Origin of the sequence: Lacticigenium naphthae DSM 19658, from assembly GCF_000425865.1 — a bacterium.
Taxonomy (GTDB): Bacteria; Bacillota; Bacilli; order Lactobacillales; family Carnobacteriaceae_A; genus Lacticigenium; species Lacticigenium naphthae.
Genome location: NZ_AUEG01000003.1, coordinates 87,766 through 101,182 on the forward strand (window position 1 = coordinate 87,766; position 13,417 = coordinate 101,182).

The window sequence follows — 13,417 nt, forward strand, 5'->3', positions numbered from 1 at the left end:
TCCTTTCTTAATAAGAATAATCTTTAAACCAGTGCTTTGTTTTATTCGCAATCTTAACTAATGTTAACATTACCGGCACTTCGACTAACACACCCACAACAGTTGCCAAAGTTGCTCCCGAATTTAATCCAAAAACAGAAATAGAAACAGCTACAGACAATTCAAAGAAATTGCTTGCTCCAATCATTGCAGCAGGTGCGGCGATGCTGTATGGCAACTTGCATGCTTTGGCTCCTGTATAACTAATGATAAAAATGAAAAATGTTTGAATGATCAAGGGCACGGCAATCAATAGAATATGTAAAGGATTAGCAAGTATCCTCTCTCCTTGAAAAGAAAAGATCATAACAAGTGTTAAAAGGAGCCCTGCAATTGTTATTTTATCAAATTTTTTGATGAATGTATTTTCAAAATAATCCATGCCTTTCGATTGAACTATTAACTTACGAACAAGAAAACTTAACACTAAAGGGACAACAATGAAGAGGACGGTTGATAAAATAAGTGTTCCCATAGGTACGGAAACATTTCCGATGCCAAGTAATAAAGCCACAATAGGTGTGAACAAGAATAAAATAATAATATCATTAATAGAAACTTGTACAAGTGTATATGCCGGATCTCCATTTGTTAAGTGACTCCACACGAAGACCATAGCAGTACAGGGTGCAGCACCTAATAAAACGGCTCCTGCAATATATTCTCTCGCTAGGGTAGTCTCAATCAGCCCTTTAAATACAATCAAAAAGAAAAAGGATGCAATAAAGAACATTGTGAACGGTTTGATCAACCAGTTGACCGTTGTAGTTAAAATGAGTCCTTTTGGTTTTTTTGTGGCGTCTACAATACTGGTGAAATCTATTTTTAACATCATAGGAAAAATCATTAACCAGATGAGGATGGCTGTCGGAACTGATACGCTATAATATTCAAATCTGCTTAAAAAATCAGGTACTGTAGGAAAGAATTGACCAATGCCTACCCCCACCAACATACCCAAGGCAACCCATACCGTTAAATAACGTTCCCATAAACTCATTCCACTTTTATTTGAAGTTTCACTCATTATAGATCGACCTCCATTTGTTCTACTTGTTTTTTCGTAGCACAATTGCTTGATCCATTCACGATTTCATAGCATGAGCAGTCTATTATTCCAGATACAATTTCTTTTGTTCGTTCTTGAAAATCTTCTAATGTTGATTTATTTAGAGAATAATGATGCCACGTTCCTTCTTTACTCACATTCAATAAATCTGCATCTTTCAAAATTTTTAAATGATGTGACAGCGACGGTTGGGTCATGGCAAAGTATCCCAATAAATCGCAGGCACACAAGCTTTCGCAAGAAACCAATTCAACTATTTGTGTTCGTTTTGGATCAGATAAAGCTTTTGCTATTTTGGAAAATTTTTCTGCATCCATTATCTTCATCCTTTCATACATAGAAGTTCTTCTATATATTAACGAGAATGATCTCATGTGTCAATAAAAAAAATGTGGCTGTACGATCGTTTCATGAAATGTTTCCGCTCAAATCCTACCCCATATTTCATCCAAAATTCTCGGCGAACAGTAAAAAACGGCCAAAAATATTTCCTGGCCGTTTTCACATTATTCAATTTAGACTGTCAATTGATTTCTATCATTGTAATATTCTTTATAAGCCATGTAGCTAGCAATAAAGGATGCAATGCTAGTGACGGAAATAAGCATAAACATCACGACGATCTGGTACCGGATCGCTTCAACAGGATCGACTCCAGCGAAAATCAACCCAGCCATCATCCCAGGCAAACTCACTAAACCAACTGTTTTGGTACGGTCAATAGAAGGAGCCATTCCGGTCTTGATGCTTTCACGAACAATGCTCATCGAAGCTTGTTTTTTATCTGCTCCTAAAGCTAATTTTTCTAAAACTTGTTGGCGTTGGTCACTGAATTTAGAATTTAGTGACCGGTACGTAATACCGATAGCCGTCATTGCGTTACTGGCGATCATTCCTGTTATGGGAACAATCTGTGCAGGGGTCCAATCGATTGCCCCAGAAAAGACTAAAACAATTAAAGAGAGTGCTGTCCCCGTCCCTATTGCAGTCGCAGAAATTGTAAAGGATCGATTGATGCCTTCACTTCTTTTATGCGCGTTATAGGATGCATTAAAAACAATAAATAAAACCATTGCAAAAGTAATGAGATCATTATCAATTTCCAGAATATACCGTAAGACATATCCGATAATGAACAACTGAATAACTGCACGGATACCCGCTACAAATATATCATTGCCTAACCCTAATTTTTCTTTGTAATCGACTAACATTGCCACAATTAAAAGCGTAACTGAAAAGAGTAGTGACCAATTATTGATTTCTAAGCTACTTGTCATTTGTCTTCCTCCATTTTTCCAGCTCTAATTTCAATCATACGAGAAGCTTTTTCAATTTCTGCTTGGTTATGGGTGATTGATAGTACTGTAATTTTTTCTTCTTCAATCATTTCATTAATTAATTTCCCGATGATTTCCCGGTTTTCTTGATCTAGCGAGCTCGTTACTTCATCAAGCAATAGCACATCTGGCTGATACATCAAGTTACGTACGAAGGCAATCCTCTGTTTTTCTCCACCAGATAAATCTTTTACTTTCTTTGTTAAATACGACTCTGGTATTTGGACCTGTTCCATCAGCTTCAATGCGCGTTCTTTCTCAAACTCTTTTTCTCGAATATGAGCCGGAAAAGATAAATTATCTTCCACTGTTTCATCAAATAATGCAGCATTCTGGAAAAAGTAAGAAACTTCTTTCCTGTACTCTATCGGGTTTAATTCTTTTAAATTTGTTCCTTTATATAATATTTCTCCACTTGTTGGCGTTAAAATAGTCCCGATCAATTTAAGTAAGGTGCTTTTTCCACTTCCTGACGGTCCTGAAAAAGTAACCACTTCTCCTTTATTCACTACAAAAGAAATATCTTGCAAAATTTGAGTTCCATCTACTTCAAATCCTACATTTTTCAATTCTATTAACGGTTCGCTCATATTGTTCTCTCCTTATAGACATAAATAGAACCTGCTCTGACAAACCAATGCCCGAGCAGGTTAGATAAGACAGGGCGCTATGCCCTACAGTTTTTATTAGTCTTCGTTTGGATCATTCTCTGCATCTTGATGAGTCGGATGAACGGTTCCTGGTAAATGATCAGGCCCAGCATAGATTGTATACAATTTTAAGGGTTTGTCACCGGTATTTTCAATGTTGTGCCACATATCTGCAGGAACAAATACAGCATCATCATCTCCGACTTTTTCTTGAACATTCAAGTCTTCTTCGGTAGGACCCATTTTGCATATTCCATCGCCTTCTTCGATACGAATAAACTGATCGATGCCGTGATGAACTTCTAAACCAATATCATCGCCAGGTTCAATCGACATAACAGTTACTTGTAATTTTTCGCCTGTCCAGATTGTTGTACGATAATTATTGTTGTCTTTCGTTGCATCCTCAATATCAATGATGTACGGTTCTTTCCCATGATCTTTGTAATCTATTTCCATGATCCAATTCCTCCTTAATATTTTTTGCTACTTTGTAATGATTCTAATATAATGATAGCATAAATAAATTCAATTTCAAGTTTAAAGCTCACTCCTTATTCCCTATCAGTAGATACCCCTCAGCATAATATCCATTTTCAAATTCATTTACATGTTGAACGACCAATTTTACCTGGATTTTTTCGTTTTCTCTTTCCCAAGTCAACTCTTCTACTGAAATATTCTCTCCACCTGCCTGATTACGAGTGAAGAATTCTTCAAAAACTTCAATCATATTTACTCGCATCAATTCTTCTTCCGCTTTATCTAATATGACGACAACATTCTGTTCACTCTTAAGCTGATACTTTTCTGTTTCAATAGCTGTTTGCGGACCCATACCAAAACGCACCGTTGAATCTCCTACATTAAATTGAGTAAAGTAATCGTATCCTTCTATTTCTACTCCCGAAAACCTTTCCCAATCAATACTTAAATTTCTAGACTGTTCCAGCTCATAGCGATTTCTTGTGTACATAGGCTTGAAGCCGAAGAGTTCTTCAAAATTATCTCCCCTGTCGTTTAAAGGAATATAAGAAAATTCGTCTAGCCATTCCATTCCTTGTAAATAAAAGACAGTTTCAGTAATTTTCTCTTTTTCACTGGAAGGAATTTCTGGCTGCGGAGTCAATGTCCCCTCTTGAAGGAGTTGATTTGAAATCAACAGTTCCTCTAAACGATTCGTTTGTTGCCATTTACTTGTAGTGAACGCATCTATTGGGGGTGTTATAGACAGAATCGCTAGCCCGATCAACAGCAGCATCACGCGTTGCAGCTGATCCCGATGATAAACCAAGAAATGAATCCCCGCAAGAAATAGAAACACAGCAACCAATATGACGTAATAGCGACCGTAAGTGACGCCTGTTTCTTGAATTCTCAAACTGGAAGAAATCGTTTGAAAAAGCATCAATACGATTAATGCGATAGGATAATATTTAATAAACGCATGGGTAAATGGGTTTTTCATTGTACTTGCCAGAACATAGGTGAGGAGTCCAATAATGGCATAAGAGATAAGCATCGGTTCAATCAAATTATCTGTCCAAAACTCTTCCCGTATATTTATTGCCAAATAAACGATCAAAATTAAAGTAAAGAGAACAAGCAAAGGAATTATGACATACGATACGAGTATTTCTAAACTTCTTGGTAAAGTAGTGTTACTTTCTTCTTTTTTTATTTGTGGAGTGTATTTAGGTAAATACGATAAAAAGAATATTGGTGAAAATAATGTGGTGATCGCGTTGACAGCATGAGCATATGTTCGCTCCGGGATGCTGAACAGCAACGAGTCAAATGCTAAAAGAATAGAACTTGTTCCTGCAACGAGCACAGCTGTAAATAATACTGTCAGGAAAAAAGCCTGGAAAATTTTTAAAAAGTTCCATTGGAAGCTCAATCTTTTTTTTAAGGCTGGAACCGTCAAAATCCCTACGATGAGCACAAAATACAATACGGTCGTTCGAATACCAACAACAATTGAGTCGACTCCATCAGGAACAACTAGATAATATCCGATTGCTGCCATAACAGCGATACCGTATAAGCCAAGTTGATAACTGACCGTTTTGAAATATGTTTCATAGATCACTTGAACCAGAATACTCGCAAGAATCCCTACGCCAAGAGAGAATAAAAGTCTGTTCGCACTTTCCGTTGTTTCGATGGACCAAGCACTTGTTGCAAAAAAAGCAATCAAAAAAATGACCGTTAGCGGAAACCGGATGACTGATTGTTGCAATCCCTGCAGTCTATTCTTGAAATTAAATATATTTCTCATCTTTATTCCCTTCTTTCTTCTTGTTCTTATCATCTTTTATCACGTGATTTTCTAAGAGTATTTCATGTGGGTATCCAATAGCTGCAACAGTGATTCTGCCGCTATGTTTTTCCCCCATTGAAATATGTAATCCTTTTTTGCTGTATCCAAAGGTGATCGTCCAATCGGCTTTTATCGCTGATCCATATATTTCCCCAGTATTGGCATCGATGCCGGAGGGGATGTCCAAGGAGACTACGTCTGCATTATTTTTAGCTTGATTGATTCTTTCAATAACTTCTTTAAATTCTCCTTTAATGGTCCTATTCAATCCAATACCAAACAATCCATCTATTATGACCGTAGAATTTGACTCATTCTGTATTGGAAATTCTTTGATAAAATGAACGCCACAATTTTCAGCAATTTCTTTTTGTTGTTTCATCTGTTCAGAACCTTTTTCCTGATCCCCTCTAATCAATAAATCGACGTTCTCACCTAAAATAGTCAGCATCCTGGCTAAGGCAATTGCGTCTCCACCATTATTTCCCACACCGCTCACAATTATATAGCGTACTTGCCTATCTGTATAATTATCGATCAGCGATCGACAAGCCGACCAAGCAGCACGTTCCATCAATACAAGAGAAGGAATACCAATTTGATTTATTGTGTAGTCATCGATGGCTTGCATTTCTTCCTTACTGACTCTCATTATTTGACCCTCCAAAATCATTTTTATACTTCCTTTCACTTTTATTATACGCCCATCATTCATTCTTTCATACTTAATCGTCTCACTCCTTTTTATTGCTTCTTCAAAAAAAGCGGTCACCCCCTCTGCCTCGAACAGAATGAATATTTCCTTTTTAGCCCGCTGTATGACAGTAAAGTACAGACCCTGGGTTTTGAACGAATGGAATCCCTTTTTATTTTTTATACTCTATGTATTACAAAAAGTAGCAAGGATTTCCCCTCACTACTCTCTATTGTAGATATTCATTTTTAACTGTTCACTTTTTCAGAGCCACGATCCTGTAAACTGGTGAATCCCGTGGGTGTTCTCTGTCGCATTGACTTCCCTTGTATAATAATCTTTTGGTGAGAAATAATCACGAGGGAAAAATGTGACGTTTTCAACTGTTTGTTTAGTGTTGTTCAGCTTCAAACCGCGTTCGCTCATAATTTCGGTAATACGTAAGACGTTTGTTTGACGGTCATGTGACCCATCTTCTAAAATAAATTCCCGATCATCATAATCATGATACAGTTCTGCTATGAAAGGATGATTTGGTTCAGCTCCGATGATCCCCGTTGATATTTCTGTTTCAATTTCAAATCCAAAAAAGGCTGGTAGTTTCCGGAACTCATCGATCGGTTTGATCAACTCCATATCAGTATCCATGTATATCCCGCCCTCAGTTTTCAGAGCATACAAACGAGCAACATCCGAAACAAAAGCCCATTGTTCAGCATCATACGCCTGTTTAGCGTAGGTCCCACCTAATTTTTTCACGTCAAAGGTTTTTTCGTTCCATTCTTTTATTTCATAATCAGGACAATATTTTTTCCAGCTGGCAATGCATTTTTTTTCGAGTTCTCCGAGTGGATTGCCACCGAACCATGCATAGTGAATAATTTTTGGTATCATTTCAATGTCCTCCTTATTCTTTTCGGTTCATAATCAGTTTATCGATTATTACTCAAAAAATCGAATAATAGACACTTTTTGGCATTTTTGATCATAGTATTGATTGAAGAAACATTTCTACGGAAAAAGAGTCATGCGAATGCATGACTCTTTTATCATTTATTATTTCTTGTTGATTGCTTGGGTCAACTCAATGATCCGCTCAACTGTTTGATCCAGATAATTGATGGTATCATTTAGTGGTTTATCAGTTGTGATATCTACCCCGGCAACTTGAGCAGCTTCTGCTGGTTCAAGTTTATCTCCTAAAGCAAGGAACTCTAACCAATTATCGACAGCTGGTTGTCCCTCTTCTTTCACTTTTAAGAAGGCTTGTGTCGCAATAGTCAATCCAGCTGAATAAGTGTAAGAATACAATCCCATGTAATAGTGGACTTGACGCATCCATGTCAACTCTGCGCCTGGATTGATTTCAACTGCATCTCCCCAAAATTTTTCTAATACAGATCGTTTGATTTCACTCAATTTATCCGCATCAAAACCTTTACCTTCATCAACTAGACGATAAACTTCTCTTTGATAAGCAGCTTCCAATAAATGTGTTATGAAATTGTGGAAGTACGTGTTTGCCAACATTTTTGTCAAAGCAAAACGTTCCATTCTTTCATCGGTACTTTTCCGTTGCAAATAATCGGTTAGCAATAATTCGTTAAATGTTGAAGGACCTTCAATCAAGTATAAAGAAGGATCTTCTCCCAAAACAGAATTATTTTCACCAGATAGTATTCCTTGTCCGGCATGACCGAATTCATGAATAAGTGTATACACATCAGACAATTGGCCTGTCCATGACATCAATACAAACGGATGTTTTCTGTAGGGACTAGAGCAAAAACCGCCAGCTTGTTTCCCTTTATTCTGAACAAAATCCACCCATCTTTCTGGATAAGCCTTCATGATCATGTCTGTATAGTCTGGTCCCAATGTGCTGATAGACTCTTTCACGTAGTTCTTAGAATCTTCGATCGATACTGGAACAGAAAAATCAGGATCCAAATCGATTTTCAAATCCGCATACGTTAATTTTTCTAATCCTCGGACATCTTTTAAATGTGCAGCATATTTTTGCATGACCGGCGCAAGCTTTTCCATGATCAAATCAATTTGACGGTGATACATATCCTGGTCGACTTCTTGATCAAAAAGTAAGTAGTCAAATATAGAATCGAAACCTCTCATTGTCGCAATTGTTTTTTCTTTTTGCACTTGTGTATAGTATGCAGTCGCTACAGTATTCTCGTATTGTTTCAGCACAGATGCAAATTTGTCAAAAGCTGCTCTGCGTATAGCAGTATTTTCATGGTACATATAGTAGTCTTCGTATAGAACAAAGCTCAATGGATATTCCTTGCCATCCACAGTGAATGTCCCAAATTCCATATCTGCTAAACGAGCTTGTTCATAGATTGCTTCTGGTGAAGATAAAATGGGACTCAATTGAGCTAATGCTTTTTCTACAGCTGGATGCAACTGAATAGCTTTGTTTTTCTTTAAATGTCTAAGGAACGATGCGTAATCTGGCTTTTCCTTTTGAACAGCAGCCAAAACTTTTTCCTCCACCTGCATGAGTTCATTTTCAAAGAAAGAAAGCTGTGCACTTGTAGATGCCAAGATATTTTCCATATACCGCGAACGTTCAGAATAGGCAGAATTGGTGATCTCTGTTGCAGCGGGTAAGAAAGCATAGTGATATGTGTAAATAGAAAGCTGCATAATTTTTTCATAAGCAGTTAATGCTTCTACAATACTAGCCGCAGAATTTAAGTTTCCTTCATAACGCTTCTCGAATTGACTGACTTGCTCTTTGAGTTCTGCTACATCTTTTTGGAAAGCTTCATCTGTTTCATACAAGGCAGAAACATCCCACGTATATTGTTTGTCTACTTCACTGCGCAATTTCAATTCTTGTTCTGACATAGTTTTCATCCCTTCTCTTTCATCTTCTTATTTATGCAGCCCTGACCGCACATCTTTAGCTCCTTGTGTCGTTTGGCGGCGAGCCATTTCCGCATCGATAGCATTCAGCACTTCCCACTTTTTCAGACTCCATTCAGGACCGATTAGTGTATCGCGCGGAGCATCACCAGTTAATCGATGAATCACAATATCTTTCGGTATCCGCTCTAGCTGGTCACAAATCAATTGAACATACGTATCTTTCTCTAAAAATTCTAAGCGCCCCTGGGCATAATCACGTACCATTTTCGTGTTTTTCATAAGATGCAGCAAATGCAGCTTGACGCCTTGAATATCTGAATCCAAAATCATCCGCTCAACATTTTCGATCATCATGTCCACGGTCTCACCTGGGAGTCCACTAATTAAATGGGTAACAACCTGAATGTCATGTTTGCGCAATTTTCTTACAGCCTCTAAATAGGTTTCATAAGAATGAGCACGATTGATTTTTTCGCTTGTTTCTTCATGGATAGTTTGCAAACCTAATTCCACCCACAAATAGAACCGTTTATTCAACTCACTTAAGTATGCGACCGTTTCATCTGGCAAACAATCCGGACGAGTTGCAATCATGATCCCAACAATGCCTTCTTCATTTACCACTTGTTCAAAGCGGTGCCGCAATATTTCCACAGGTGCATGCGTATTCGTGAAGTTTTGAAAATAGGCGATATACTTTTGCCCGCTCGGCCATTTTTTATGCATCATATCTACGCCTTTACGGAATTGAATAGGCAGCGGATCCACTCGATCTTGAGCAAAATCGCCGGAACCCGAAACACTACAAAAGGTACAGCCACCATAAGCAACCGTTCCATCTCGATTCGGGCAATCGAAACCTCCGTCCAGAGCTACCTTAAATACTTTTTCACCAAATGTTTCTTTCAAATGTTTATTCCACGTATAATATCTCTTTTGATCATTTTGCGTAAGCACACTCTTGCTCATCTCTTCACCTCCTTAAAAGTTTACCACTTCTCTCTTCTATTTAAAATAGAAAAATCGCGCAGGCTACTCTCACCGTTTCCGGAAAATAAGAGAAAAGCTCGCGCGACCAATTCAGTTTTATTCTGATGTCGAAGAAGTTTCTGGGTCTTCCAGGGTTGCGGGTAGCGGGTCAATATACTTCTTATAAATGACTCTTAAAAAGTAAACACACAACAAGGCCGAAGCCAATTCAGAAATGGGATAAGACCACCACACATATTGAACTTTATCCGTTAAAGAAAAAAGATAAGCTAACGGAATCAATATGATAAGTTGGCGCGCAATCGAAACATACAAACTAAACATCCCTTTTCCAAAAGCTTGGAAAACTGTGCTGACAATAATACTAAAGCCAGCAAACAAGAAGCTTAAGCTAATGATACGTAGTGCCGGTATACCGATTTCTAGCATTTCCTCTGAAGCATTGAACATGTTGAGCAGGGCGACCGGTAAAATTTGGAAAATAGCTAAACTAAACAACATGATCCCCATTGCATAGTAGATGCTTAACCGAATGGCTTCGGTTATCCGTTCTTTTTTTCGTGCTCCATAATTATAAGAGATAATGGGGATCATCCCATTATTCAACCCAAAAACAGGCATGAAGGCAAAACTTTGTAATCTGAAATACACACCGTAAACAGCTATGGCCGTTGGAGTAAACTGCATCAATATTTTATTCAACGAGTATATTGTTACTGACGTAATGGAAATCATCATTGCAGAAGGAACTCCTACTGAATAAATCTTTTTGATCGTTTCTAAATGCGGACGAAAACCAAAATACTGCATTTGAATTTCGTCGTTTTTGTATTTATTCAAAAAGAAACCTACAGTGGCAGCAATCGATTGTCCAATGACAGTAGCTACTGCTGCACCGGTTACGCCTAATGCTGGAAAACCGAACCAGCCAAAAATAAATAGTGGATCTAAAATAATATTTATAATAGCTCCTGCACCTTGAATCCACATCGAATAAATTGTTTTCCCGGTTCCTTGAAGCAAGCGTTCGTAAATAACTTGAAGAAATAAGCCCAAAGAAAAAATCATGATGATGCTCAAATAGGCTTCACCTTGTTCAAGAATGGCTGGATTGCTCGTTTGACTTCTGAAAAAAGTTGGAACCATCGTTAACCCTAAAATCAAGATGACGATATAATGTAAAATGGATAAAAAGACGCCGTTGCTTGCGGCCCGATTAGCAGAATCGAATCTTTTTTCACCTAAATTTCTGGAGAGTAGCGCATTCATTCCGACTCCAGTACCGACTTGAATCGCAATCATCAAATTTTGAATCGGAAAGGCTAATGTAACTGCTGTTAAAGCATTTTCACTTAACTGAGCAACAAAGATACTGTCTACGATGTTATAGAGCGCTTGTACGACCATCGAAAGCATCATTGGTAAAGACATACTGACTAAAAGCCTATTGATAGGCATGGTTCCCATTTTGTTTTCTTTCATTTTCCTGACTTCCTTTTTATGCATTTCGATACTTATACTTCTATAAGTAAACTATACTAACTAAACAAGTATAGTCATTTTATCCGATGAGGTCAATACTCGTTTACGTTAATTATCTTTTGGTATCCTTTTATGTTTCTTCTATAATTTGTTGGACGCGACCCACTTGATTTCCTTCTCGAATTCTTACTTTGATCCCATGTGGATGCGTGGGACTATTCGTCAGAATATCTTTCACATGTCCCCTAGTTAATTTATTCGTACGCTGATCTTTTTTCAACACGATATCCACTAATGATCCTGGTTGAATATCTTTCCTTGTTTTTCCGTTTTTCATTTATACCCCTTCTTTCTATCTGTCCTTATATGTTACTTGAGTTCGTTGTAAAAAGATAGAGTAAATTATCATATGATTCCCGCCTAATACTCACCCATCTCTGCTAGGGCATCGTCTTTTATACGGCTAAATCCACACTCATATAACGGCATTTATTTATTCTCCTCCAGTTGTCAATTGACTGAGATTTGTTGTTGCCTCCCTCTCAACACTTCTTTTGAATAGGACTAGATTTTTTTATTACTTTCTATACATTCTAAAAAGGTTGCGACCTAGGTCACAACCTTTTCTAAAAAACGTTTCGTTATTCTTCTTCTGCTTCGATTTCCTCGATGAGTTCCTTCATTTCATCAATTTCTCGCTTTTGCGCTTCTATGATTTCATCGGCTAATTCCTGCACTTCAGGGTTCGTGAGGTTGGCACGTTCACTCGTTAAAATAGCTATAGAGTGATGGGGGATCATTGCGCTCATCCAAGATGTATCATCAACAAGTGTCTGACTACGAACTAACCACAGGGATGCTCCAAATGTCACAGCAGCCACCGCTAAAATAATTGCATTTGCTCTTTTGTTTTTGTACATTTTCCACATAAATAGGAGCATGACAATTGCCATGACCGAACCCATGATAAGTGCCATATATAACCGTGTTTCACTAAAAGTGGCATGTGAGATTTCGAAAACATTTAAATACATGAGGAAGTACATGATTACCGTAGAAGTTAAAATCATAATGGCGAATCGAATATAATTTTTCATTTTCATTTTACCTCCAGTTCATTTTATTACTCCAATTGTAAATCGTTTCCTTTAAAAAATAAAATGATTTGCTTAACTCTCAATTTTTCTTCCATTCTATTTATTTTCTGGTACAATTTAGAAAATAAGAAATAAAGGATGAACACTATGGGTAGATTTTTGCTTTATCTCCTGACGATAATTTTCTCTTTACTCGCAGGAATTTGGATCAAGACATATGAATTGTTAGACGGAACCCAATTAGATGAGCCTGTAGATCGAATCATCGAGCAAATTCCCGTTCCTGAAGAATGGAAAGATTCTTCTATTGAAATACTGACTCCAGATGTGTTAAAAAACGAAAGTGCAACGACAGATACTCCAATCCCATCAACCGAGAATAAAAGTAGCGAAATCAATTACGAACAAGTAGAAGAATCTATTTTTGAACAGTTGAACCAACTCAGAGAAGAAAAGGGATTACCCATTTTGACTTCCCAGTCACAATTAAAAGTAGCGGGTGATATCCGTGCAAAAGAAACGGAAGAATCTTTTTCGCACACACGACCAGACGGCCGGGATCCTTTTACTGTATTAAAAGAAGATACTGTTCAATACAATTATCGCTTAGCGGGAGAAAATCTTGGAATGGCAACTTACTTCGGGGATGAAGAAAGTATGGCTAAACTCCTTTTTGAAGGTTGGCGAGAAAGCCAAGGTCATTATGAGAACATGATTCATCCAGATTTCCGGGAAGTAGGTATTGGTATTCATTTTGATGGTGAGATTTTATATGCTACGCAGATATTTGGCACACCCATGTAATTTAAACGGATAAACAAAAAGTTCTCTGCTCAAACTG

Annotated in this window: 13 protein-coding genes and 1 pseudogene; 1 reads left to right on the forward strand and 13 read right to left on the reverse strand. The window is 37.6% G+C overall.

Annotated features, from left to right (window positions below; all coding sequences use genetic code 11):
• Nucleotides 1-7: 7 nt before the first annotated feature.
• The 13 genes and pseudogenes from arsB to H626_RS0104660 form a co-directional block, all read right to left on the reverse strand.
• Complete coding sequence (gene arsB, locus H626_RS0104600; protein ID WP_027108294.1) at nt 8-1,066, reverse strand: ACR3 family arsenite efflux transporter; 1,059 nt, start codon at nt 1,064-1,066, stop codon at nt 8-10.
• Nucleotides 1,066-1,425 (reverse strand): ArsR/SmtB family transcription factor, encoded by a 360-nt coding sequence (locus tag H626_RS0104605; protein ID WP_027108295.1) that lies wholly within the window; start codon nt 1,423-1,425, stop codon nt 1,066-1,068. Before H626_RS0104605 ends, arsB begins: the two co-directional genes overlap by 1 nt.
• Nucleotides 1,426-1,623: 198 nt before the next feature.
• A complete protein-coding gene (locus H626_RS0104610) occupies nt 1,624-2,388 on the reverse strand; it encodes an ABC transporter permease (RefSeq protein ID WP_027108296.1) in 765 nt (254 codons plus the stop codon).
• Nucleotides 2,385-3,038, reverse strand: coding sequence for an ABC transporter ATP-binding protein (locus tag H626_RS0104615; protein ID WP_027108297.1), 654 nt, complete (start codon nt 3,036-3,038; stop codon nt 2,385-2,387). The genes H626_RS0104610 and H626_RS0104615 overlap by 4 nt, the downstream gene beginning before the upstream one ends.
• Nucleotides 3,039-3,134: 96 nt before the next feature.
• Nucleotides 3,135-3,557 carry a cupin domain-containing protein gene (locus H626_RS0104620; protein WP_027108298.1) on the reverse strand — a complete coding sequence of 141 codons (423 nt, stop codon included), beginning with the start codon at nt 3,555-3,557 and terminating at the stop codon, nt 3,135-3,137.
• An 88-nt stretch (nt 3,558-3,645) separates the two neighbouring features.
• Nucleotides 3,646-5,379 (reverse strand): DUF4153 domain-containing protein, encoded by a 1,734-nt coding sequence (locus H626_RS0104625; RefSeq protein WP_027108299.1) that lies wholly within the window; start codon nt 5,377-5,379, stop codon nt 3,646-3,648.
• Nucleotides 5,363-6,073 (reverse strand): NAD(P)H-hydrate epimerase, encoded by a 711-nt coding sequence (locus H626_RS10655; RefSeq protein WP_169449778.1) that lies wholly within the window; start codon nt 6,071-6,073, stop codon nt 5,363-5,365. The genes H626_RS0104625 and H626_RS10655 overlap by 17 nt, the downstream gene beginning before the upstream one ends.
• A gap of 306 nt (nt 6,074-6,379) precedes the next feature.
• Nucleotides 6,380-7,018 (reverse strand): annotated as a pseudogene (locus H626_RS0104635) (glycosyltransferase family 32 protein); the annotation flags it as partial.
• Between the two features lie 153 nt (nt 7,019-7,171).
• Nucleotides 7,172-8,986, reverse strand: coding sequence for an oligoendopeptidase F (gene pepF / locus H626_RS0104640; RefSeq protein WP_027108301.1), 1,815 nt, complete (start codon nt 8,984-8,986; stop codon nt 7,172-7,174).
• A gap of 27 nt (nt 8,987-9,013) precedes the next feature.
• On the reverse strand, nt 9,014-9,976 hold the full coding sequence (gene mnmL / locus H626_RS0104645) for a tRNA modification radical SAM protein MnmL/YtqA (protein ID WP_027108302.1): 963 nt from the start codon (nt 9,974-9,976) through the stop codon (nt 9,014-9,016).
• Between the two features lie 117 nt (nt 9,977-10,093).
• A complete protein-coding gene (locus H626_RS10660) occupies nt 10,094-11,479 on the reverse strand; it encodes an MATE family efflux transporter (protein WP_245570074.1) in 1,386 nt (461 codons plus the stop codon).
• Nucleotides 11,480-11,609: 130 nt separating this feature from the next.
• Nucleotides 11,610-11,816, reverse strand: coding sequence for a YwbE family protein (locus tag H626_RS0104655; protein ID WP_027108303.1), 207 nt, complete (start codon nt 11,814-11,816; stop codon nt 11,610-11,612).
• A gap of 304 nt (nt 11,817-12,120) precedes the next feature.
• The gene (locus tag H626_RS0104660; protein WP_027108304.1) at nt 12,121-12,576 is read right to left on the reverse strand and encodes a DUF305 domain-containing protein; all 456 of its coding nucleotides are present in this window, start codon (nt 12,574-12,576) and stop codon (nt 12,121-12,123) included.
• A gap of 147 nt (nt 12,577-12,723) precedes the next feature.
• Here H626_RS0104660 and H626_RS0104665 point away from each other — a divergent pair, with 147 nt between their 5' ends.
• Entirely contained in the window at nt 12,724-13,380 is a 657-nt protein-coding gene (locus H626_RS0104665; RefSeq protein ID WP_027108305.1) for a CAP domain-containing protein, read from the forward strand.
• Nucleotides 13,381-13,417: the final 37 nt, after the last annotated feature.